The 22,409-nt window shown below is 65.0% G+C and carries 18 protein-coding genes and 1 riboswitch; of the genes, 16 read left to right on the top strand and 2 right to left on the bottom strand.

Features of this window, described 5'->3' with window-relative positions:
* The first annotated feature begins 5 nt into the window (after positions 1–5).
* From A5892_RS17905 to A5892_RS17850, 12 genes are all read left to right on the top strand, one after another.
* Positions 6–1,397, top strand: a complete 1,392-nt coding sequence (locus tag A5892_RS17905) for an LLM class flavin-dependent oxidoreductase (protein ID WP_223302726.1) — start codon at positions 6–8, stop codon at positions 1,395–1,397.
* Positions 1,394–2,212 (top strand): MetQ/NlpA family ABC transporter substrate-binding protein, encoded by an 819-nt coding sequence (locus A5892_RS17900; RefSeq protein WP_064123942.1) that lies wholly within the window; start codon positions 1,394–1,396, stop codon positions 2,210–2,212. Before A5892_RS17905 ends, A5892_RS17900 begins: the two co-directional genes overlap by 4 nt.
* 38 nt (positions 2,213–2,250) lie before the next feature.
* On the top strand, positions 2,251–3,678 hold the full coding sequence (locus A5892_RS17895) for an LLM class flavin-dependent oxidoreductase (protein WP_064123941.1): 1,428 nt from the start codon (positions 2,251–2,253) through the stop codon (positions 3,676–3,678).
* A 40-nt stretch (positions 3,679–3,718) separates the two neighbouring features.
* Positions 3,719–4,951, top strand: a complete 1,233-nt coding sequence (locus A5892_RS17890) for an acyl-CoA dehydrogenase family protein (RefSeq protein WP_064123940.1) — start codon at positions 3,719–3,721, stop codon at positions 4,949–4,951.
* 383 nt (positions 4,952–5,334) lie between these two features.
* Complete coding sequence (locus A5892_RS17885; RefSeq protein WP_064123939.1) at positions 5,335–6,405, top strand: hydroxymethylglutaryl-CoA reductase; 1,071 nt, start codon at positions 5,335–5,337, stop codon at positions 6,403–6,405.
* The gene (locus A5892_RS17880; RefSeq protein ID WP_064123938.1) at positions 6,405–7,577 is read left to right on the top strand and encodes a hydroxymethylglutaryl-CoA synthase; all 1,173 of its coding nucleotides are present in this window, start codon (positions 6,405–6,407) and stop codon (positions 7,575–7,577) included. Before A5892_RS17885 ends, A5892_RS17880 begins: the two co-directional genes overlap by 1 nt.
* A 280-nt stretch (positions 7,578–7,857) precedes the next feature.
* Positions 7,858–8,793 carry a MetQ/NlpA family ABC transporter substrate-binding protein gene (locus tag A5892_RS17875; RefSeq protein WP_064123937.1) on the top strand — a complete coding sequence of 312 codons (936 nt, stop codon included), beginning with the start codon at positions 7,858–7,860 and terminating at the stop codon, positions 8,791–8,793.
* 11 nt (positions 8,794–8,804) lie between these two features.
* The gene (locus A5892_RS17870; RefSeq protein WP_082890546.1) at positions 8,805–9,977 is read left to right on the top strand and encodes a methionine ABC transporter ATP-binding protein; all 1,173 of its coding nucleotides are present in this window, start codon (positions 8,805–8,807) and stop codon (positions 9,975–9,977) included.
* A complete protein-coding gene (locus A5892_RS17865) occupies positions 9,970–10,623 on the top strand; it encodes a methionine ABC transporter permease (protein ID WP_064123936.1) in 654 nt (217 codons plus the stop codon). Before A5892_RS17870 ends, A5892_RS17865 begins: the two co-directional genes overlap by 8 nt.
* Before the next feature lie 111 nt (positions 10,624–10,734).
* Positions 10,735–10,887, top strand: a riboswitch (FMN riboswitch).
* A 24-nt stretch (positions 10,888–10,911) separates the two neighbouring features.
* Positions 10,912–11,481: a 6,7-dimethyl-8-ribityllumazine synthase gene (locus A5892_RS17860; protein ID WP_317627704.1), complete on the top strand. Its 570-nt coding sequence runs from the start codon at positions 10,912–10,914 to the stop codon at positions 11,479–11,481.
* 224 nt (positions 11,482–11,705) lie between these two features.
* Positions 11,706–13,142 (top strand): LLM class flavin-dependent oxidoreductase, encoded by a 1,437-nt coding sequence (locus A5892_RS17855; RefSeq protein ID WP_064123934.1) that lies wholly within the window; start codon positions 11,706–11,708, stop codon positions 13,140–13,142.
* 123 nt (positions 13,143–13,265) lie between these two features.
* Positions 13,266–14,315: an isopenicillin N synthase family dioxygenase gene (locus A5892_RS17850; protein ID WP_064123933.1), complete on the top strand. Its 1,050-nt coding sequence runs from the start codon at positions 13,266–13,268 to the stop codon at positions 14,313–14,315.
* A gap of 108 nt (positions 14,316–14,423) precedes the next feature.
* Here A5892_RS17850 and dctA read toward each other — a convergent pair whose 3' ends face one another.
* Positions 14,424–15,872: a C4-dicarboxylate transporter DctA gene (dctA, locus tag A5892_RS17845; protein WP_064123932.1), complete on the bottom strand. Its 1,449-nt coding sequence runs from the start codon at positions 15,870–15,872 to the stop codon at positions 14,424–14,426.
* Between the two features lie 651 nt (positions 15,873–16,523).
* Here dctA and A5892_RS17840 point away from each other — a divergent pair.
* Together A5892_RS17840 and epsC are read left to right on the top strand one after the other, a co-directional pair.
* Complete coding sequence (locus A5892_RS17840) at positions 16,524–17,501, top strand: sulfonate ABC transporter substrate-binding protein (RefSeq protein ID WP_064123931.1); 978 nt, start codon at positions 16,524–16,526, stop codon at positions 17,499–17,501.
* A gap of 67 nt (positions 17,502–17,568) precedes the next feature.
* Positions 17,569–18,537, top strand: coding sequence for a serine O-acetyltransferase EpsC (epsC, locus tag A5892_RS17835; RefSeq protein ID WP_027348582.1), 969 nt, complete (start codon positions 17,569–17,571; stop codon positions 18,535–18,537).
* Here the strand turns inward: epsC and A5892_RS17830 are convergent.
* On the bottom strand, positions 18,524–19,534 hold the full coding sequence (locus tag A5892_RS17830) for a phosphotransferase enzyme family protein (RefSeq protein WP_064123930.1): 1,011 nt from the start codon (positions 19,532–19,534) through the stop codon (positions 18,524–18,526). The genes epsC and A5892_RS17830 overlap by 14 nt on opposite strands.
* Before the next feature lie 229 nt (positions 19,535–19,763).
* On the opposite strand from A5892_RS17830, the gene A5892_RS17825 reads away from it, so the two are divergent.
* Both A5892_RS17825 and A5892_RS17820 read left to right on the top strand, forming a co-directional pair.
* The gene (locus tag A5892_RS17825) at positions 19,764–21,149 is read left to right on the top strand and encodes a lytic murein transglycosylase (protein WP_082890638.1); all 1,386 of its coding nucleotides are present in this window, start codon (positions 19,764–19,766) and stop codon (positions 21,147–21,149) included.
* Between the two features lie 191 nt (positions 21,150–21,340).
* Positions 21,341–22,177, top strand: coding sequence for an EAL domain-containing protein (locus tag A5892_RS17820; protein WP_064123929.1), 837 nt, complete (start codon positions 21,341–21,343; stop codon positions 22,175–22,177).
* The last annotated feature ends 232 nt before the right edge of the window (positions 22,178–22,409 follow it).

The following is a 22,409-nucleotide window of genomic DNA, read 5'->3' as shown; positions in this document are numbered from 1 at the left end:
CGATGATGAAAGAGATCCTGCTCAACGCTTTCGACATGAACTGCATCGTCCATCAGTCGCCGGGGCTGTGGCGTCACCCGCGCGATCGTGCGCGCGACTATCGACGGCTGGACTACTGGCTCGAGCTCGCTCGCACCCTCGAGCGCGGGCGCTTCGATGCGCTGTTCATCGCCGATGTGCTCGGCGTCTACGACGTCTATCGCGGCGATGCCAGCGAGGCGCTGCGTGGCGCGGTGCAGGTGCCGGTGAACGATCCGCTGCCGCTGGTCGCGGCGATGGCGACGGTGACCGAGCATCTAGGGTTTGGGCTGACCGCCTCGCTCTCCTTCGAGCACCCCTATCCGTTTGCTCGACGCCTGTCGACACTCGATCACCTGACCGATGGTCGGGTCGGCTGGAATATCGTCACCTCCTACCTGGAGAGCGGCGCGCGCAATCTTGGCCAGCGCCAGCAGCTCGACCATGATCAGCGCTACGACTTGGCCGAGGAGTATCTCGAGGTCTGCTACAAGCTATGGGAGGGCAGCTGGGAGGCGGCGGCGGTACTGCGCGAGGCCGCGGCCAACCGCTACGCCGATCCGGCGCGGGTCCACCCGATCGACCATCGCGGACGCTACTTCGAGGTGCCTGGCATCCACCTGTGCGAGCCATCGCCGCAGCGCACTCCGGTGCTGTTCCAGGCCGGGGCCTCCTCCCGCGGTACTGCCTTCGCCGCTCGGCATGCCGAGTGCGTGTTCGCTGCTGCGCCATCGAAGACGGTGCTGCGCAAGGTAGTCGAAGGACTGCGCCACCAGGCCGAGATCGCTGGACGTGCGCCGGACGCGCTCAAGATCTTCAACCTGCATACGGTGATCGTCGATGACAGCGATGCCTTAGCGCGTGCCCGTCATCGGGAATATCTCGACTATGTCGATCTCGATGGCGCTCTGACCCTGATCTCCGGCTGGACCGGGCTCGATATGGCCGGGTTCGATCCGCGCCAGCCGCTTGCCCATGTACACACCAACGCGATCCAGTCGGCGGTCGAGGCGTTTTCCAGCGCTGATCCCGGGCGGGTCTGGACCCCCGAGGAGGTTGCCCGCTGGGTCGGGATCGGCGGCTATGGGCCGCTTAGCGTTGGTTCCCCCGAGTCGGTCGCCGACGAACTGGAAGCGTGGGTGGAGGAGACCGGCGTCGACGGCTTCAATCTCGCCTACGCGGTCACTCCCGAGACTTTCGAGGCAGTGGTCGACTTGCTGGTTCCCGAGCTGACCCGGCGTGGGCGCTACAAGTCCGAGTATCGCTCCGGCAGCCTGCGCCAGAAGCTCTTCGGCGCGGGCGATCGCCTCGCTGCTCCCCATCCCGGCGCGGGCTATCGCTTCGAGACCAAGCGCGAACGGCTGGAGGTGGCGCGATGAATGTCGCTGCACGCTGCGGTCTGATCGCCTCGCTGGTGTTCGCGCTGGCATCGGCCAGCGCTGCGGCAGCACCGCTGACCCTGGCGGTGAACAGCGACCCCAAGGCCGACTCGGTGCATGCCGCCGCCGAGGTGGCCCGACGGCAGGGGCTCGAGATCGAGGTGGTCGAGCTCACCGATTGGGTGACGCCTAATACCGCGCTCGCCAATGGCGACTTCGACTTCAACTACTTCCAGCATCGGCCGTTTCTCGACGAGGCCAAGCGAAGCCTCGGCCTCGATCTGGTCGCGGTGGACTTCGGCATCGAGGACAAGACCTGCCTCTATTCGAGCAAGCACGCGAGCGTCGATGAACTGCCCGACGGCGCAACCGTTGCGGTCGCCGATGATCCGGTCAACCAGGGGCGCGGGCTCTTGCTCTACCAGGACGCCGGGCTGATCCGGCTGCGCGATGGCGTTGGCGACCAGGGCACCGTGCTCGACGTGGTCGACAACCCCAGGCGCTTGCGCTTCGTCGAGATGCAGGGGCCGCAGCTCGCCCGTGTGATTCCCGACGTCGACGTCGCCCAGAGCTACCCGATCCACGTCCGCGCAGCGGGCACCATCGACCCGAGCGACACCCTGCGCTGCAACGGCGATACCGGAGGTAAATACGCGCTGATGTTCGTCACCCGGCCGGACAATCGAGACGACCCGCGCATCCATGAGTTCATTCGCATCTACCAGACCGCCCCAGAGGTGCGTGCTGCGCTCGAGCGTTCCTACGGTGACGCTGAGCTTTACGACCTGGCCTGGGAGCACCACCGCCTCGACTGATCCCACGGCAGCGCCCACGATCAAAGGGAGTTAGATCCATGCCCAAACGCATTATCCTCAACGCCTTCGACATGACCTGCGTAAGCCATCAGGCTGCGGGTACCTGGCGCCACCCCGACAACCAAGCGTGGCGCTACAAGGATCTCGATTATTGGACCGAGCTGGCCCGGCTGCTCGAGCGCGGGCGCTTCGATACGCTGTTCATCGCCGATGTGGTCGGGGTCTACGACGTCTACCGCGGCTCGGTCGAGAGTGCGCTGATCGATGCCGACCAAGTGCCGGTCAACGATCCATTCTTCCAGGTGCCGGCGATGGCGGCGGTGACCCGGCATCTCGGCTTCGGCGTGACCTCGGCCCTGACCTATGAGCAGCCCTATGCGCTGGCGCGCAAGTTCTCGACCCTCGATCACCTGACCAAGGGGCGGGTGGCGTGGAACGTGGTCACCTCCTATCTCAACAGCGCCGCGGTCAACCTCGGGCACAAGCAGCAGATCTCCCACGACGAACGCTACGACATCGCCGATGAGTTCCTCGACGTCACCTACAAGCTATGGGAGGGCTCGTGGGAGGATGACGCGGTGGTGCGCGACCGCGAGCGCGGGGTGTTCAGCGATCCGCGCAAGGTCCATCCGATCGGTCACCGGGGTAAGTACTACGAGGTGCCGGGGATTCATCTCTGCGAGCCCTCGCCCCAGCGCACGCCGGTGATCTTCCAGGCCGGGGCCTCGCCGCGCGGGCGCGACTTCGCCGCCAAGCACGCCGAGGGGGTGTTCATCAGCCCGGCGACGCCGGAGCAGGCGCGCGAGGTCAGTGACGATATCCGTAGCCGCGCTCGAGCGTTCGGCCGCGACCCGCATTCGCTGAGGATATTCACGCTGCTGACGGTGATCACCGCCGAGAGCGACGCCGCCGCTGCGCGCAAGTTCGACGAGTACCAGCGCCTCGCCAGCGGCGAGGGGATGCTGACCTTCTACGGCGGCTGGACTGGGGTCGACTTCTCCGCCTTCGATCCCGACCAGCCGCTCGAGGCGATCGACAACGACAGCATTCGCTCGGTGCTCGAGCTGCTTGCCACCGCTGATCCTGATCGACGCTGGACCCCGCGCGACATCATCGAGCGGCGCAGCATCGGTGGCCTCGGTCCGGTGCTGGTCGGCGGCCCCGAGACCGTCGCCGGTGCGCTGGAGCGTTGGATGGAGGTAGGGGGTATCGATGGTTTCAATCTCGCCTACGCAATCACTCCCGGCACCTTCGAGGATTTCATCGAGTTCGTCGTGCCCGAGCTCGAGCGTCGCGGCCGAGTGCGTGCCGACTACGGCGGCGAGACTCTGCGCGAGAACCTGCTCGACAGCGACTCCGCTCGGGTCGACCCGAGTCATCCCGCCGCGCGCTATCGCGGCGCCTTCCGTGATCGGGCCAATGCCACCGATGCCACCAGACTGTCGAAGTTCGCTCTCTCTACCTGAGCCCGCGACGCGCTTTCAGACCATAAGAGGACGTCTTGCGATGACCATCCATTCCACCTTCACCAACGCCGTCGACTACGACAGTCTGGCTGCGCGCTTTCGGCCGATATTCGCGCGGATAGGCCAGGGTGCCGAGGCTCGCGAACGCGAGCGCAGCCTGCCGGTCGAGCAGCTCGGCTGGCTCAAGCAGGCTGGTTTCGGCGCCGTGCGTGTGCCGCTCGAGCAGGGCGGCGGCGGCGCGTCACTGGTCCAGCTCGTCCGGCTATGGATCGAGCTGGCCGCGGCGGATTCCAATCTGACCCAGGCATTGCGTGGCCATTTCGCCTTCGTCGAGGATCGGCTCAACGCACCGCCCGGGCCCGATCGTGAACGCTGGCTGGCACGCTTCGCCGATGGCCAGCTGGTCGGTAACGGCTGGACCGAGGTCGGCGCACCGGCCCTGGGCGAGGTGCAGACCAAGGTGACGCCAGAGGGCGAGCACTGGCGGTTGGACGGGGCCAAGTACTACAGCACCGGCAGCATCTTCGCCGACTGGATCGATGTCTATGCCGAGAGAACGGATACCGGTGGCAAGGTGATCGCCGCGGTCAGCACCCACCAGCCTGGGGTCCAGCGCTCGGACGACTGGGACGGCTTCGGCCAGCGCACCACCGGCAGCGGTACTACCCTGTTCGATGGCGCGCGGGTGGATCGGAATGACGTAATCGATTTCGCCAGCCGTTTCGTCTACCAGACCGCGTTCTACCAACTGAATCTGGTCTCGGTGCTGGTGGGGATCGGCCGCGCCATCGAGCGCGATCTCAGTGTCCAGGTACGCGATCGCAAACGGATCTACAGCCATGGCAATGGTCCGAGGGCCGCCGAGGACCCACAGGTGCTCCAGGTGGTGGGCCAGATATCGGCGCAGGTCTACGCCGCCGAGGCCGTCGCGATCAGTGCCGCCGAGGCCGCGCAGCGGGTGTTCGATGCGCATCTTGCCGGTGATGTCGAGGCCAGGCATGCGGCCAACATCGAGGCCGAACTCGCTTCCGCCAAGGCGCAGTTGGTGGTCGCCGAGCTGGTGCTTCGCTCGGCGACCGAACTTTTCAATGCGCTGGGCGCCTCCGCGGTGCGCGTCGATCAGCTGCTCGATCGCCACTGGCGCAACGCACGCACCGCCGCATCGCACAATCCGCTGATCTACAAAGCGCGCATCATCGGCGACTGGGCAGTCAACCGGACCGAGCCACCGTTGGTCTGGAAGGTCGGCCGCGGTTCTGGCCAGACGAGCTGAGACTTACGTATGGCGCGGCACATTTGCCGCGCCTTTTGCCGATTCTTCCCCTTCGCTTTCCATTGCTCTCGTTTCGACAACCAACCGAAACGCCTCTTCACCCGCGTGGGCGAGACTTGACGCTTGGCTGCCGTTACCATGCGATGCCAACGAGCGCGCCGCGATGGCGTTTCGCTGGTATCGGGGTGAGCCCTTGCGACGCTTGCTTTGCTGTCGCTATGGTCGCTTGGCGCCTTGATGCCTAGAATATGCTTCAGGACCGCGAAAACTTGCGGACGATGGCGGCAAGGGCGTGGGGTGCACCTGAAGACACTCGGCCCATCGAGACGGTGGTGTCGCGGTGCCTGCATACATACTTATCGACTGTTGGAAAACTGGATTCTATGCGTTGGCAGGCGAGTGAGGAGAGCGCCGCGATCCCCATGAAGGTGGTGGGGCCGGTGAGGATCAAGGGTTCGGAGGTGGACGGTGAACTACCCCTGCCGCTTGCGACGTACGAGACGCCGCTTTGGCCCTCTACCCATCGAGGCGCGATCGCGTGCAACCGGGCGGGCGGGATCAACGCCGTGGTGCTCGACGATCGAATGACCCGTTCGGTGCTGCTCGAGGCGCCGGACATCTTCGAGGCGCAGCGGGTGATCAACGCGCTGAGCGGGAACCGCGCCGCGCTCGAGGCGGTGGTGGGCGAAACCAGCCGTTTCGCCAGGCTGCTCGACCTGCACACCCAGGTGGTCGGTACGCTGATCTACTTGCGCTTCGCATTCCACACCGGGGACGCCTCGGGCCATAACATGGCAACGCTTGCGGCTGAGCGGCTGATGGACTGGCTGATCAGCGAGTATCCGCGTCTCGAGTACGTGTCGGTCTCGGGTAACTACTGCTCCGACAAGAAGAACTCCGCGGTCAATGGCATTCTCGGCCGTGGCAAGTACGTGGTCGCTGACGTCTTGCTGCCGGCCTCGACGGTGCGCCGAGTGCTCAAGGCCGAACCCGAGCGGATCGTCCAGCTCAACATCAAGAAGAACCTGATCGGCAGCATCCTCTCGGGCGGAGTGCGTACCGCCAATGCCCATTTCGCCAATATGCTGCTCGGCTTCTACCTCGCTACCGGCCAGGATGCGGCCAACATCATCGAAGGTTCCCAAGGGGTGGTGCATGCCGAGCTGCGCGGAGCGGATCTCTACTTTTCGGTGACGCTGCCCAACTTGATCGTCGGCTCGGTCGGCAATGGCAAGTCGCTGGATTTCGTCCAGCGCAACTTGGGCCTGCTCGGCTGTCTGGACCGTGAAGCGCCTCCTGGCGCCAATGCGCGGCGCCTCGCCGTGGCCGCCGCGGCCGCGGTGCTGTGTGGCGAGCTTTCGCTGCTCGCCGCTCAGTCGGTGCCGGGTGAACTGATGCAGAGCCATGTGAATCTCGAACGCCGTGATTCGACCAAGGACGAGGTAGATCGGTAATGAAGATAGGCATCGAAGGATTGGCGTTCTCCACCTCCCGTTACGCGCTCGAACTTTCGGCACTGGCCGAGGCGCGTGGCATCGATCCGCGCAAGTATGCGGTCGGCCTTGGCATCCAGCGGATGTCGGTGGCGCCCCCTGACGAGGATATCGTCACCCTGGCCGCTACGGCGGCGCAGAAGGCGCTGGAGGGCATCGACCGCGACCAGGTCGAGATGCTGCTGTTCGCCACCGAATCGGGAATCGACCAGTCGAAGGCCGCGGGGATCTACGTCCATGGCCTGCTCGATCTGCCGCGCCGCTGCCGTGTGGTCGAGCTCAAGCAGGCGTGCTATTCCGGTGCCTTCGCGCTGCAGCTGGCGTTGCCGTTCCTGCATCGGTATCCGGACAAGAAAGTGCTGGTGGTCGCCTCCGACATCGCCCGCTACGGCCTCGCCACCCCCGGCGAGCCCTCCCAGGGCTGCGGCGCGGTGGCGATGGTGCTCTCCGCCCAGCCCCGGCTGCTTGCCTTCGATGCCGAGTACGGTGTCGCCACCGACAACGTGATGGATTTCTGGCGTCCCAACTACTCCGACTTCGCCTTCGTCGAAGGCAAGTACTCCTCGCGGCTTTACCTGCAAATGCTCGAGGAGGTATGGGGGCAGTTCACCGAACGCTCCGGTTTCTCCTTCGATGACATCGACCACTTCTGCTATCACACCCCGGTGCCGAAGCTGGTCGAGAAGGCGCACCAGAGCCTCGCCTCGCTCGCCGGGCACAAGCGGCTCGAAGCCGAGACCCTGGCGCGCCAGGTTGGGATCAGTCTCGACTACGGACGCCAGCTCGGCAACAGCTACACCGCTACGCTGTTCATCGGGTTGAGCGCCCTGCTCGAGCGCAGCGCGGAGGACCTTTCCGGTCGCCGGGTCGGCTTCTACAGCTACGGCTCCGGCTGTATCGCCGAGTACTTCTCCGGCCAGGTACTGCCGGGCTATCGCGACCACCTGCACAGTGACCACCATCGCGACCAGATCGAAGGGCGCGAGATACTCGACGTCGAGGCCTACGAGCGCTTCTACAGCGCGCCGCGTGGGGACGCCTCGGGTGAGTTGACCACCTCGCGCAATCTCACCAGCGGTTTCCGCTTCGCCGGAATCGAGCAGCACCGGCGGATCTACGAACGGCTGGACTGAGCGCTGCATCCCTCGACGCCAACGGCCGCCCCACGGGGCGGCCGTTGGCGTTAGCGCGATGGCACGAGCGCCGATGTCCCCGCTCTCCGGCTGTTGGAAAATGAGCAGCCGCTGTTGGCTTCGCGCGTAAAGCACCGGCTGGCGCTGAGGGAGGGTTTGAATAAATCTTTTTAAAACAATGGCTTGATATGTGGCATAGGGCTTGCTGATAGAGCTGTACGCGGTCATTGCCGCGCGCTTTTCTTTCGCCTGCTGTCCATTTGCCCTATGGAGCCTTGCCATGTACCGACCAAACGCCGCCTCGCGGCTCACGTTTGCCCGTTCGGACGATCCCCGCCCGTTTGCTGACTTGTCCCGGCGAGTGCTCGTCGCATGTGGCTGCGTGATGCTGCTGGGGATGAGCATGGCGGCGGCTCGAGCCGATGTGACGGTGGGGATCAACGGCGGACCGCAGGCCGAGGCGGTCTACAAGGCCGCGGAGCTCGCGGGCCAGCAGGGCGTGCCGGTCAGGGTGCTCGAGTTCAGTGATTGGACCACGCCGAATACCGCACTGGTCAACGGCGATATCGACGTCAATTACTTCCAGCATCGACCGTTTCTCGCCAACGCCGAGCGTCAGGGAGGCTTCGAGCTGGTGCCGCTTGCCTTCGGTGTGGAGAACAACATCGGGCTCTACTCGACCAGGCTCACCGATCCGCAGCAGGTGGAGGAGGGCGCCACCGTCGCGGTCGCCGATGATCCGGTCAACCAGGGCCGCGGGCTGGCGCTGTTCCAACAGGTCGGCCTGATCGAGCTCGAGCCCGGGGTGGGAGTCAATGCCAGCGTGCACGACATTGTCTCCAACCCGAGGAATCTTCGCTTCATCGAGCTACCCGGGCCACAGCTGGCGCGCGCGATCGATGACGTGGCGATCGCGCAGGGCTACCCCCAGCACCTGCTCGCCGCCGGTACCAAGGACCCCACCGACGCCTTGGTGCTGACTCACGATCAGCACCACACTTTCGCGCTGATCTTCGCGGTTCGCCCGCAGGACGTCGATCGTGAAGACATCAAGACCTTCATCCACGTCTACCAGACCGCTCCCGAGGTGCGCGAGCTGCTGGCCGAGGCCTACGGCGATCCTTCGCTCTATGAGCTTGCCTGGCTTGACGACCAGGGCCAGCCGACCGTTACGCCAGCGTCGCTCGATGCGAGCGACGTAGCCTCCACGCAATAGGGAGAGATGCGATGAGTTCGAGCTATGAGCTGCGCACCAGCGGCGCCTCCTACGACCGGCTGCTGAGCGATGACGGCTCCGCCGCGTTTGCCGGTATCGAGCCGCATGTCGACGATGCCGCCGGGAGACAGGCGCCGCGCGCTGGTGATGCGCACATCGTTTTCCGCAGTCTGTCCAAGCATTACCACACTGCCAGAGGACCGGTGGAGGCGCTCAAGGGGATCGATCTCAAGATCAGGCGCGCAGAGATATTCGGCATCATCGGCCGCAGCGGCGCTGGCAAGTCGAGCCTGATCCGCACCATCAATCGGCTGGAACGCGCGAGCGGTGGCTCGGTGGAGATCGATGGGCAGGATGTGCAGCGGCTGAGTGGCAACGAACTGGTGCGACTGCGCCGCCGCACCGGGATGATCTTCCAGCACTTCAACCTGCTGCGCTCGAAGAGCGTGTTCGAGAACCTGGCGCTGCCCGCCCGCGCGGCGGGGCTGCCGCGCGCGGAGATCCGCCGCCGAGTCGAGCGGCTGCTGGCGCTGGTTGGGCTCGAGGGCAAGGCGGAAGTATTTCCTTCACGGCTCTCGGGCGGGCAGAAGCAGCGGGTCGGTATTGCCCGTGCGCTGATGCTCGACCCCGAGGTGCTGCTCTGTGACGAAGCGACCTCGGCGCTCGACCCCGAGACCACCCAGACGATCCTGGCGCTGCTGCGAGAGATCAATCGTCGGCTCGGTCTCACCATCGTGTTGATCACCCATGAGATGGCGGTGATCCGGGAGGTCTGCGACCGGGTCGCGGTGCTCGAGCACGGCGAACTGGTCGAAAGCGGGCCGGTCTGGCAGGTGTTCGGTGCGCCGCGACATGATGCCACCAAGGCGATGCTCGCGCCGCTGGCCGTACGCTTGCCTGAGGACTTGGCCGCACGGCTGCGCGAGGCACCGCAAGAGGGGCATGACACGCTGGTGTTCAAGCTCGACTACGGTGGCGTCAAAGGGCGCCAGGACGGCGTAGGGTTGGGACGGATCCTCGCTGCGCTCGGCGATCGGGCGATGCTGCTGCACGGCGGCATCGATCGTCTCCAAGGGCATGCCCAAGGAAGCCTGCTGGTCGGTATCAAGGGTGGGGACGCACGCACGGCGCTGGAGCAGGCCGCGCTGATCGATGCGCGAATCGAGGTGGTGGGCTATGTCTGACGTAATGATCCAGGCGCTGTGGGGCGCTTTTCTCGATACCCTGACGATGGTCTCGGTGTCGGCGCTGATCGCGTGGTGCGCGGGTATTCCGCTCGCGGTGCTGCTGGTCACCACCGCGCGCGGAGGGATCTTCGCCGCGCCGTGGATCCACCGGCCATTGGCCTGGGTGATCAACGGCTTCCGCGCAACGCCGTTCATCATCCTGCTGGTCGCGCTGATTCCCCTGACCCGGCTGATCGTCGGCACCAGCATCGGCGTTTGGGCGGCGATCGTGCCGATCAGCATCAGCGCCACGCCGTTCTTCGCCAGGGTAGTGGAGGTGAGCCTGCGCGAGGTCGATCCCGGCGTGCTCGAGGCCGCCCAGGCGATGGGGCTGAAGCCGTTCGCGATCATCTCGCGAGTGATGTTCCCCGAGGCGTTGCCCGGCATCATCGGTGGCTTCACCATCACCCTGGTGGCGATGATCGGCGCTTCGGCGATGGCCGGTGCGATCGGTGCGGGCGGGCTCGGAGACCTGGCGATCCGCTATGGCTACCAGCGCTATGACACCACGGTGATGATCGCGGTAATCGCGATCCTGATCGTGGTGGTCTGCATCATCCAGTTCATCGGCGATCGCAGCGTGGCCTATCTGCGCAGCCGTTGAGGCCGGCGGCGCAAAGGGGGATGGCGGCATGAGAGATACGCAGAAGTTATTAGCCACCGATTGATTTGCCCCAGTCTGGGGGGCATAGTGAGTTTCGCCACCCCCGGGTGGCGAAGTTCTCAGGGCGGGGTGAAACTCCCCACCGGCGGTGATGACGATCCTTCGTCCAAGCCCGCGAGCGCCCGTCAGATGATATTGATGGGGTCAGCAGATTCGGTGAGATTCCGAAGCCGACGGTGATAGTCCGGATGAAAGAGAACCGATGTCGAATCCCTTCATGCGCTCCCAATGGGCGTATCCTCGTCATCCGTTTTTGCCCTGATTCTGGTCGTTAGATCCTTTCATCGTGATGAGGAAGCCATGAATCAGCCTGTCAACGCAGAACTCGCATCATCCACCGCTACACGTTTTTCGACCGGTCGCATCGCCTTCATCCAGGCGAGCTGGCATGCCGATATCGTCGACAACGCGCGCCTTGCCTTCTTCGAGGAATATGCGCGCCAGGGATTCGACACCGCCAACATCGATCGTTTCGAGGTCGCGGGTGCGTTCGAAATCCCGCTGCTGGCCAAGAAGCTCGCCGCCAGCGGTGAATACGCAGCGGTGATCGCCGCGGGGTTCGTCGTCGATGGCGGCATCTACCGCCATGACTTCGTCGCCGATGCGGTGATCAAGGCGCTGATGCAGGTGGGCCTTGAGACTGGCGTGCCGGTGTTGTCGATGGTACTGACCCCGCTGCGCTTCCATGAGCACGCCGAGCATCAGACCTTCTTCCGCGAGCATTTCAAGCTCAAGGGCGTCGAAGTCGCCAACGCCTGCATCAAGACCATCGAAACGCACGCCGCGCTGCCGGCCTGAGCCTGGTGAGGTTCCACTGCCACGGCGCTCGCCGTGGCAGTGCTCGAAAGCCGCTCCTGGTACGGTTCGCTGGCTGTCGGATTTCCGCCAGTGCGCTGCCAATCCAGCCGGGAATCTGCTAGCGAACCAGCGATGGATCGATAAAACCATCGAACAATCATCAGCTTGATCCAATGGCATGGGATTTGCCCGGCATTCGTGCAATGCACCCCAGGGGAGATCCGATGCCGACTTGCAAGCCGCTATTGCTCAACGCTTTCAACATGAACTGCGTAGGGCACATCAACCATGGCCTCTGGGCCCATCCGCGCGATCGCTCGATTGACTACCATTCGCTCGACTACTGGACAGGGCTCGCCAGAACGCTGGAGCGCGGTGGCTTCGATGGACTGTTTCTCGCCGACATCCTCGGCGTCTACGACGTCTACCAGGAAGGCATCGAGCTGACCCTGGCCGAGTCGATCCAACTGCCGGTCAACGATCCGCTGCTGCTGGTACCGGCAATGGCCCAGGTCACCGAGCATCTGGGCTTCGGGGTCACGGTCAATCTGAGCTACGAAACCCCCTACAGCTTCGCCCGGCGATTTTCGACCCTCGATCACCTCACCCGGGGGAGGATCGGCTGGAACATCGTCACCGGATATCTCGACAGCGCCGCCCGGGCGATGGGGCTCGATGGTCAGCTGGAGCACGATCGCCGCTATGAGCGTGCCGAGGAGTTCATGGCGGTGGTCTATGCGCTGTGGGAAGGAAGCTGGGAAGATTCGGCGGTGCTGCGCGACAAGGCGGGCCGGCGCTTCGCCGACGGTGCCAAGGTCCATGAGATCGACCACCACGGCGAGTTCTACCGGCTGCGCGGCTACCATCTGAGCGAACCTTCGCGTCAGCGCACCCCGGTGCTCTATCAGGCGGGCAGCTCGGGCCGAGGCCAGGCGTTCGCCGCGCGGCATGCCGAGTGCGTATTCATCTCATTGCAGGACCGCGCCAAGGCGCGAGAGCTGGTGCGCAGTCTCCGGCGCCAGGCGGTCGAGGCCGGCCGCCGTGCCGATGACCTGAAGATATTCCTCGGTGCCACGGCGATCGTCGCCGACAGCGACGCCGAAGCCAGGGAGCGGCTCGCCGAATACCAGCGCTATGCCAATCCCGAAGCGGGCTTGGCACACTTTGCCGCGAGTACCGGGATCGACTTCTCCCGTTTCGGTCTCGACGAGCCGATCCGGCGTGGCAACCGCAATGCGATCCAGTCGGCGGTCGATAATCTTACCGCCGCCGAGCGCGCGGTGACGCCTAGAGCGCTACTCGAGCAGCATGCCCTCGGTGGACGCTACACGCCGTTGGTCGGCAGCGGGGCGACGGTTGCCGATGAGCTGGCCCGGTGGGTGGAGGAGGTGGACATCGACGGCTTCAATCTGGCCCGCACCGTGGTGCCGGAGTGCTTCGACGCTTTCGTCGACCTGGTGGTCCCCGAACTGCGCGAGCGCGGCTTGGTCAAGCGCGACTATCCGCTCGACGCCCAGGGGCGACCGCAAAGCCTGCGCCAGCGTCTGTTCGGCGCCGGTGACCGACTGCCGCAGCGGCATCCCGCCGCCGCCTATCGGCGCAGTAGCGCTGGCGCGTCACCGTCTTGTTCGGCTGCGGCGGCCGCTCCAGAGACGCTGTGATGATGGCGCGCTCGCCGCGGCGGCGTGAGCATGCGGATGTTCGAACGATGCGCGGGTCGGGGGCTAAACTTCGGGAAGTGAGCGATCCAAGCAGAATGCGATGACATGCAAAGGAGTTGAGCAGTGAGTGATTCATTCCCCGGTTGCGTCTCGAGTGCCGCGGCTGCGCTGCCGGTACTCGACCTGCGCGAGCTGGAGGTTCCCGAGCGTCGCGCTGCCTTCCTCGCCGAGCTGGGCCACGCCGCCCGCGAGATCGGCTTTTTCTATCTCATCGGACATGGCGTAGCGGCGGAGAAATTCGTTCGGATAGAGGAAGTGTCGAGGCGCTTCTTTGCCCTGCCCGATGAGGAGAAGCATGCGATCGGAATGGCCAATTCGCCGCATTTTCGCGGCTATACCGCCACCGGCCATGAACTGACCCGCAACCGCCCCGACCGTCGTGAGCAGATCGATATCGGCGTCGAGCTGCCGGCGCTCGAACTGGGGCCCGATGCCCCGGTCTGGAAGCGACTGCAAGGGCCTAACCAGTGGCCCGCCGGGCTGCCGGAGCTGCGTGAGGTGGCGCTCGACTGGTCGGCGACCCTGCGTCAGGTAGCGATCCGCCTGCTGCGCGCCTTCGCCCAGGCGTTGGAGCAGCCCGCTGATGCGCTCGATGGGCTGATCGACAAGACTCCCGCCCAGCTGCTCAAGCTGATTCGCTATCCCGGTTCGAGCGACCCGGCGCTGCGCCAGGGCGTGGGGGCGCACAAGGACGCCGGCATTCTCACCCTGCTGCATCAGGATCACCACGGTGGGCTCCAAGTCGAGCGCCCCGAAGGATGGATCGATGTGCCGCCGATCGAAGGCGCCTTCGTGATCAACATCGGCGAGATCCTCGAACTCGCCACCAACGGCTATCTGCGTGCCACCATGCATCGGGTGGTCACGCCGCCGGAGGGCGTGGTGCGCTATTCGATCGGCTACTTCCTCTCGCCTTCGCTCGAAGGCAGCGTACCGCTGCTGCCGCTGCCCGAGCATCTGGCCAAGCTGGCGCTGGGGCCTGAGAGCGACCCGAAGAATCCGCTGTTCCGCGAGATCGGCCCTAATGCGATCAAGGGGCGCCTGCGCTCGCACCGCGACGTCGCCGAGCGTCACTACCCCGAGCAGTACGCCGCGCTCGATCGCCTCGATTGACACTGGCGAATCGCCATGACGCCAATCGCGACCAATGCGCGGGAGCGTGGTTCGGACGGCTGAAATGCGACGGGGCCCTCAAGGGGCCCCGTCGCGATCGGATCTTGCTCAGTGCTTGGGTTGTCCGCCCCAGTCCTGCTGTGAGGCGTCCGTGCGTCCTTCGGCCGGCGCGCGCTGCGGCGCAATGGACGATTGGCCATCGACTTCGCTGGCTTGGCCTTCGATGTCGGCGCGCATCAGGGCGTCGGCATCGACGGTTTCCGGATTGTCGAGCACGTAGCGCAGGCGATCGAGATCGAGCTGGCCGGTCCAGCGTGCGATCACCAGGGTGCCGATACCGTTGCCGGTCAGGTTGGTCAGCGCGCGCCCTTCGGACATGAAGCGGTCGATACCGACGATCAGCGCGATCCCCGCCAGCGGGATGACGTCGTCGAACGCCGCCAGCGACGCGGCCAAGGTCACCAAACCAGCACCGGAGACGCCTGCGGCACCGTTGGAGGAGATCAGCATGAACACCAGTATCCCGATCTGGGTCCAGATGGGCACATCGATACCGAATGCCTGGGCGATGAAGATCGCACCCATGGTCATGTAGATCGCGGTACCGTCGAGGTTGAACGAGTAGCCGGTCGGAATGGTCAGGCCGACCACCGACTTCGGCGCGCCCGCGGCCTCGAGCTTGGCGAGCATGCGCGGCAGCACGGTCTCGGAGGAGGAGGTGCCGAGTACGATCAGCAGCTCGTCTTTGATGAAGCGGATGTACTTGAACAGGCTGAAACCGCTCCACCAGCAGATCGGCCCCAGGATCAGGAACAAGAACACCAGGCAAGTGATGTAGAAGCTGAGCATGAAGTGCGCCAGCGAGCCGAGGATCTGCCCACCGTATTCGCCGATGGTGAATGCCATCCCGCCCATCGCGCCGAGCGGAGCGAACCACATCACGATCTTGATCACCCCGAACATCACCTTGGCGACCACGTCGAGTGCTGCGACTACCGGCTTGCCGCGCTCGCCGAGCATGGTGATCGCGCAGGCGACCAGGATGGCGAGCACCAGGACCTGGATCAGCTGGCCTTCGACGAAGGCGCTGAAGAACGAGGTCGGTACCAGTCCGAGCAAAAAGCCCGTCAGCCCGCCGCCCGCGGCTCCGCCCGCGGCGGCGATGGTGCTTTGCGCGGCCGAGTCGTCGAAGGTCGCGATGTCGAGGCCGAGCGAGGCACCTGGTGCCAGCAGGTTGATGGTGATCAGGCCGATACCGAGCGCGAACACCGTGGTGACGTTGAAGTAGATCACCGTCCGCATGGCCAGGCCGCCGGCCTTGGCGAGGTTGCCGAGCCCGGCGATGCCCACCGCGACGGTTGCGAAGATGGTCGGGGCGATCACCATCTTGACCAGCTTGATGAACAGATCCGCCAGCCACTTCATCTGAGAACCGACTTCGGGCAGGAAGAAGCCGATGAGAATGCCGATGCCGATGCCGACTAGTACCCAGAAATAGAGGTGGTGCCAGAGCGGTCGCCGACGAGGCGGTGCGGCGGCTAGGGTCGATGAGCTCATGAGCGTACTCCGGGAGTTAGCCACGTAAGGGTTGTAATTAGTGGAAGCGGTAATAAGGAAGAAGACATCGCCGCGGACCGATCTGGTCAGTGCTGCGAAGGGGCGATTATCCGATTCAGTGGGCGAACTCTAGGGAGCGTGCTGCTAAGTCCATAGCCGACTTTGGTCGAGATAAAGCGAAAAACAGGCGATGGTACCGGTCTCATAGATGTTTTCGGCGTTTACATAAGTTTAATAAAGACTGAGTAAAGCTTTGCCGTGGGCAGAGGGGAGGGGCGGATGAATCACGGGTGCGCGAAACCAGCGCAAGCTTAGAGACGCGAATCGATATGTCGTCTCTTTCCTGGCGCGTTTCTTTCGCCATACACGCGGGCCTGTACTGAAGCCTTCATCGTCGCGATCCGCGAAGCGTCGCCATCCGGACTTGCAGTTCGCCCCGAAGCTCCACGCTCGAAGACCGTCCAAGGCGGCACCAGGCTCGCTGCTGGTTTTCCCACAGCGGGGAAGACGCACTGTGGGAAAAGCACCTGGAGATTAGCAGCGCTGGAAGAGGTAATCCTTTTAAATTAGTAGCTTGATCGCTGGCACGGGATTTGAAGATGGAGCAGCCGGTATCGTCTTCACCAGCCCGATCTAGGAGTCGCCTCTCGCATGACCTCGCATTCCTCTACTCATCGCACCGGCCCGTGGCGTATTGCACTGGCGCTGTCGCTACTCATCTTTGCGCTTTCATATGCGCTTCCCGGCTGGGCGGCGCAGACATTAAGCATTGGATTCCAGAAAGGCAGCGGCGTGCTGTCGGTGGTCAAGGCCCAGGGGACGCTCGAGAAACGGTTGGCCGACCAGGGTGTGCAGGTGCGTTGGCATGAGTTTCCGGCCGGGCCACAGCTGCTCGAGGCGCTCAACGCTGGCAGCATCGACTTCGGCTACACCGGTGCGCCGCCGCCGGTATTCGCCCAGGCGGCGGGCATCGAGATGCGCTACGTTGGCGCGATTCCCGCCGCGCGCGACGGTGAAGCGATCCTGGTGCCCGAAGATTCACCGATCCGTTCGGTAGCCGACCTGGAAGGCAAGCGGGTCGCGGTGCAGCGAGGCTCCAGCGCCAATTACCTGCTGGTCGCGGCGCTTGCCCACGCAGGGCTCGACTTCAAGGCAATCCAGCCGGCTTATCTGACCCCGGCCGATGCGCGGGCCGCATTCACCAACGGCAATGTCGATGCATGGGCGGTGTGGGACCCTTACCTGTCGTCCGCCGAGCACGATCTCGACGTACGCGTGCTCGCCGATTATTCGCAGCTCGAGCCCACCTACAGCTTCTACGAGGCGTCCACCGCTTTTACCGAAGAGCATCCAGATCTTCTGCGCGAGGTGCTCGATGAGCTCGACCAGACAGCCGTATGGGCATCGAGCCATCGAGACGAGGTAGTGTCGATCCTGGCCAAGGAGCTTGGCCTGCCGGAGGCGGTGATCGACGCCTGGCAGCGCAAAGTCGACTACTCCCTGGTACCGATCAGCGATGCGGTGATCGATAACCAGCAGCGGGTCGCTAATGCGTTTTCCGATCTGCGGCTCATCCCTGCCCCGGTGGTGGTCGAGGAGGCTTTCTGGCGCAATGGCGACGACGGTTGAGCAACGCTTTTGGTCAGCCCCGTGATTCTCTATCCTTGGAGGCAACCTATCGAAGAGATGCCTGCACATGTCATCACCCCTTTACCCTTCCTCGGAAGATGATCCGAGGGTCAATTGGGAGCTCGGCGAGACCGTCGCCGAGCTCCGGCAGCGACGAGAGAAGTGGCGGGCCGACCAGCGTCGCTCGAACGACCACGATGGTCGCGAGCTGCCTTCGCCGAAGGTGATCCGCGACGCAGTGGGTTCGCTGACCCAGGCGCTCTTCCCGATGCGCCTCGGTCCCGCCGACCTGCGCGAGGAGAGCGAGGATTTCTTCGTTGGCTATACCCTGGACGTGGCGCTGAACGCGTTGTTCGACCAGGCTCGCCTCGAGCTCGACTATAGCGCCCGGCGTCGCGGCGTGAGCGAGTGCCCGCAGGAGCGCCGTGGCCGGGCCGAGGACATCCTCCAGGGCTTCGCCCGTGCGCTGCCGGATATTCGTGCTCGACTCGACGAAGATATCCTCGCCGCCTACCAGGGCGATCCCGCGGCACTCAGCGTCGACGAAGTGCTGCTCTGCTATCCCGGCGTCGAGGCGGTCATCCATCACCGTCTGGCGCACTACTTCTACACCTCGGGGCTGCCGATGATCGCGCGGATCATCTCCGAGCATGCGCATTCGGCGACCGGGATCGACATCCACCCCGGTGCCACGATCGGGCGCAGTTTCTTCATCGACCACGGCACCGGCGTGGTGATCGGCGAGACCGCGATCATCGGCGACCGGGTGCGTATCTATCAGGCGGTGACCCTCGGCGCCAAGCGCTTCCCGGCCAACGAGGCGGGACACCTTGAGAAAGGGCTCGAGCGCCATCCGATCGTCGAAGACGATGTGGTGATCTACGCCGGTGCCACCATCCTCGGGCGAATCACCATCGGCCGTGGCACGGTGATCGGTGGCAACGTCTGGCTGACCCGCAGCGTCCCCCCCGGCAGCAGTGTCACCCAGGCCTGCCTGCAGGACGGCCAGCCGATCCAGCAGATCAAGGAGCTTTGAGCGGATCTCCCCGCCCGAGGTAGCGTCGGCACAGCGCTTCGGTCTCGGCGACCCAGCCGGGGCCGAGCGCGGTGACCGGGTCGGTGCCGCGTCGCGTGCCGGTCCAGGCGAGCAGCTGCAGCCGGCGTTGCACGATCAGGCTCGGCAGCGCGGCGAGGTCGTCATCCTCGAGCCGACCGATCCTGGCATATCCCTCCAGCCAGGCGTCGATCCAGCGGCGCGCCTTCGGGTGGTGCTCATGGAAACTCAGCGCGCTGGCCAAATCATGCAGGAACCAACCGTGGCCGCAGTCGTCGAAATCGATGATTCGCGTGCTCGCGCCGTCGATCAGCAGGTTGGCGAGCCGGGGGTCAGCGTGGATCAGGCCAAAGCGCTGCGGCCCTTCGCCATAGTCGGTGAGCCGTGCGCTGATCGTGACGATGCACTGCTCGATCACCTCGCGTCCCGCGGCGGAGAGCCACGGCGCGCAGCGCCAGTCGCCCCACAGGGCATCCGCGCCGACGGTGCCGGCGTGATCCCAGCGCGGACGAAGGAAGCCCGCGGGGGGCGTCCAGCCACGTGAATGGGCATGGAGCCGGGCGTTGAGTTCGCCGAGGCGGATGAACGAGGACTCCAGGTCCTCGTCCGGATGGGGTTCGTCTCCCTCTATCCACTCGAACATCACCACCGGCTGAATCGAGCCGTTGGCGAGTTCGAGCAGCTGCAGCGCCGAGCCGTCCACGCCGTCGAGCGGCCGCGGCACTTCGAGGCCCGCCTCATCGAGCGCGCGCAGCCAGGCAAGCTCGCTTTCGATCGCAGCGGGTGAGTGATAGCCCTGGCGATGCAGGCGCAGCACGTAGCGGCTGCCGCTTCGGGTGTCGATCCGCAGGGTCGCGTTCTCGGAGAGGCAGATCAGCGCCGCCGAGCCGCGAAGTGCGGGCGGGTAGCGCTCAAGCGCCCGCTGGGCGAGGCGTTCGATCTCGTGGACGCGATCGGCACGCAGGACGGAGGAAGGCATGGCGTTCGGTCCGATGGGCCTATGAGAAATGAAGCATCGATCGGGCTGCTGGCAGACTGCTCGCCAGGCGCGGTGACGCTCTGGCTTGGGCGCGCATTCTAGCAGCTGTGCCGCAGCTGTTGCGCCGAGGGCGATCGACGGCTTCCTCGCTGGAGCTCGATCGGCGAAGATGGGCGCCCGGCGCGCCGCGTCGTGATTCAACCGACAGGGATGCAGGTTAATGGATGCAATGGTCACCTCCCAAACCGTTTCCAAGCCGCGGCGCCGTGGTGTCGACTCAAGGCTCGGGCTACTCTGCGCCGGGCTTTTCTGCGCCGTCGGTGCGCTCGGTGGCTGCAGCACCACGGCGAGTGCGGCGGGCGATGCCGCGGCCCGGACCGAGGCGACTCAGCGTCCGGACGTGAGCGCCGTGCAGGCGGCCGCGCCGAGCGTGGCCGCGGTGCCTGCGGGAGTCTCGCCCGAGGCGCGCGAGGCGATGACCGAGGTCGATGAAGCGGCGGGTTTCAGGCGCTGGATCGGTGAGTTTCGCGCTCAAGCGCTCGAGCAAGGGATCGCCCCCGGCATCTTCGACGCCACCTTCGCCGAGGTGCGCTTCCAACCCAGGGTGCTCGAGCTCGACCGCTCGCAGCCGGAGTTCACCCGGGCGGTGTGGGACTATCTCGACAGCGCGGTATCCGACACCAGGGTGCAGCGCGGGCGGCAGATGCTTACCGAGCACCGCGCTACGCTCGAGGCGGCCGAGGCTCGGTACGGCGTGCCGGCCGAGGTGATCGTCGCGATCTGGGGCATGGAGAGCAACTATGGCGCCAATTTCGGCAGCTTCTCCACGATCGATTCGCTCGCGACGCTCGGCTATGAAGGACGGCGCTCGAGCTGGGCGAGGGGCGAGCTGATCAGCGCTCTCAAAATCATCCAGTCCGGTGATATCGATCGTGCCCATATGGTGGGTTCCTGGGCCGGTGCGATGGGACATACCCAGTTTATGCCCTCGAGCTTTCTCGAGTACGCGGTCGACGGCGACGGTGACGGGCATCGCGACATCTGGGGCAGCATTCCCGACGTGGTCGCCTCCACCGCCAACTATCTGGCACGCAACGGCTGGCGTGCGGGGCAGCCGTGGGGCGCCGAGGTGCGGCTGCCGGCCGGGTTCGACTACGCGGTGGCCGATATGGCCGAGCGCCGCGCGACCGCGGCCTGGCAAGCACTCGGCGTCGCCGCGCTGGAGGGTGAGTCGCTGCCGGCGTTCGACCAGGCCTCTTTGCTGCTACCCGCCGGTGCGCGCGGCCCTGCCTTCCTGGTCGGCCCCAACTTTCGCGCCATCATGCGTTACAACAATTCGACCAGCTACGCGCTGGGCGTAGCGCTGCTGGCGCAGCGTCTCTCCGGCGGTGCGGGAGTCCAGGGCGACTGGCCGCGTGACCTGGTCATGCTCAGCCGCACCCAGGTGCGTGAACTGCAGACCCTGCTCGGTCAGCGCGGTTTCGACGCCGGCACCCCGGACGGGGTGATCGGGCCTGCCACGCGCGGCGCGATGCGTGCTTTCCAGCGCAGCCAGGGCCTGCCGGGCGACGGCTTCCCTACGCTTACGCTGCTCGAGCGGCTGCGCGAGCAGTGAGTGCCCGGGCACTGGGGGGCGCGTGTCGAGCAGGGCCGAATGATTGAATTGGAATAAAAAGAGGTAGGCTGAGTATTTCAGGTTATTAGCCACCTCGGTCATCATCGTCATTGGCCGCCCGAGCCCCGGGCGGTCCTCAGGGTGTGTCGAAGCCCCGAGGATGAACTCGCATCCATGCTCCAGGAGATCCCATGCCGCTCACAGCCGTAGTCAACTATTTCAACGCGCATCTCGATGATTTCAACCGCGCCGCGCGTCTGCGCGGCCGCGCGCGTTTCGACTACGATCCGCAGCACTGTGCGGTTACCGCGGAACTCGACGGCATCACCCTGCGACCGGACCAGGTGGCGCTCTACGATAGCGAGCTGAGCGCGCCGGTGGCGTTCGAGTCGCGGCTGTCGATCGAGGACGAGCAGGGGCGCGAGCTCAATGCCAAGGCGCTCTATTACACCGCCTGGGAAGCGGAGGAGGTGGTCTTCCTCGACCGCTTCCTGCGCGTGCTTCATACGCTTGACCATCTCGCCCGTCACCGACCCGATGCCGACGGCAACGTAGTTCCGCTGATCCTCGATGTGCACTGGCGTCACGTCCGTGCGGTCGAGGCGTCCCACGGCCAGGTGTTCGAAAGCCTGCTCGCCCAGCTCGGCGTCAAGCCCGCCCAGATCGTCCTGCGGATGCAGGCCGAGGCGCTGCTCGAAGACCTTCACGTGCGCAGAGCGGTGCAGAGTTTCGAGCAGCGCGGCTATCGTCTGCTGGTCGAGGGACTTCCCATCGATCACCAGCATTGGCCGCTGCTCGAGCAGATGGGGGTGTCCTGGATCGCCGCCGACCCCGACTTCCTCCAGGCCGCGCTGCGCAACCGGCTGCTGCAGGCCCGGCTCGACCAGTGGATACAGAGCGCCCACGCGGCTGGGCTCAAAGTCTGGCTGCAGTCCTTCGACACCCCGCGTGCGCTGGAGATCGCATGGAGGCTCGGCGCCGATGCGGTGAGCGGTGCGCGGCTGAGCGAGGCCGCACGCGAAGGCTGACTTGCCCTCGTCGCCTCGTCTTCATCGATACCTCCTCCCCGCTCGGGGCGCTTCGCGCTCGCAGGTGAGATCCTGGGCCATAAAGTTGATGATTTGTCCCAATGACTTTCAAATTGGTTCAAAAAGTCCGGTGTTGGGGTAAAAAACCACTGTCGAACGTTCGATTTTGTAACAAGCCGATTCCTGATTATGTAACGAGCGGACGACGAGCATGAAAAGTGGAAACGGACGA

It is taken from the genome of Halotalea alkalilenta (assembly GCF_001648175.1).
GTDB lineage: Bacteria > Pseudomonadota > Gammaproteobacteria > Pseudomonadales > Halomonadaceae > Halotalea > Halotalea alkalilenta_A.
This window is presented reverse-complemented; position numbering and strand designations above follow the sequence as displayed.

Coding starts and splice junctions, on each gene's coding strand:
- A5892_RS17905 (WP_223302726.1), top strand. CDS start 6: ATGAAAGAGATCCTGCTCAACGCTTTCGACATGAACTGCATCGTCCAT.
- A5892_RS17900 (WP_064123942.1), top strand. CDS start 1,394: ATGAATGTCGCTGCACGCTGCGGTCTGATCGCCTCGCTGGTGTTCGCG.
- A5892_RS17895 (WP_064123941.1), top strand. CDS start 2,251: ATGCCCAAACGCATTATCCTCAACGCCTTCGACATGACCTGCGTAAGC.
- A5892_RS17890 (WP_064123940.1), top strand. CDS start 3,719: ATGACCATCCATTCCACCTTCACCAACGCCGTCGACTACGACAGTCTG.
- A5892_RS17885 (WP_064123939.1), top strand. CDS start 5,335: ATGCGTTGGCAGGCGAGTGAGGAGAGCGCCGCGATCCCCATGAAGGTG.
- A5892_RS17880 (WP_064123938.1), top strand. CDS start 6,405: ATGAAGATAGGCATCGAAGGATTGGCGTTCTCCACCTCCCGTTACGCG.
- A5892_RS17875 (WP_064123937.1), top strand. CDS start 7,858: ATGTACCGACCAAACGCCGCCTCGCGGCTCACGTTTGCCCGTTCGGAC.
- A5892_RS17870 (WP_082890546.1), top strand. CDS start 8,805: ATGAGTTCGAGCTATGAGCTGCGCACCAGCGGCGCCTCCTACGACCGG.
- A5892_RS17865 (WP_064123936.1), top strand. CDS start 9,970: ATGTCTGACGTAATGATCCAGGCGCTGTGGGGCGCTTTTCTCGATACC.
- A5892_RS17860 (WP_317627704.1), top strand. CDS start 10,912: ATGGGCGTATCCTCGTCATCCGTTTTTGCCCTGATTCTGGTCGTTAGA.
- A5892_RS17855 (WP_064123934.1), top strand. CDS start 11,706: ATGCCGACTTGCAAGCCGCTATTGCTCAACGCTTTCAACATGAACTGC.
- dctA (WP_064123932.1), bottom strand. CDS start 15,872: ATGAGCTCATCGACCCTAGCCGCCGCACCGCCTCGTCGGCGACCGCTC.
- A5892_RS17840 (WP_064123931.1), top strand. CDS start 16,524: ATGACCTCGCATTCCTCTACTCATCGCACCGGCCCGTGGCGTATTGCA.
- epsC (WP_027348582.1), top strand. CDS start 17,569: ATGTCATCACCCCTTTACCCTTCCTCGGAAGATGATCCGAGGGTCAAT.
- A5892_RS17830 (WP_064123930.1), bottom strand. CDS start 19,534: ATGCCTTCCTCCGTCCTGCGTGCCGATCGCGTCCACGAGATCGAACGC.
- A5892_RS17825 (WP_082890638.1), top strand. CDS start 19,764: ATGGTCACCTCCCAAACCGTTTCCAAGCCGCGGCGCCGTGGTGTCGAC.
- A5892_RS17820 (WP_064123929.1), top strand. CDS start 21,341: ATGCCGCTCACAGCCGTAGTCAACTATTTCAACGCGCATCTCGATGAT.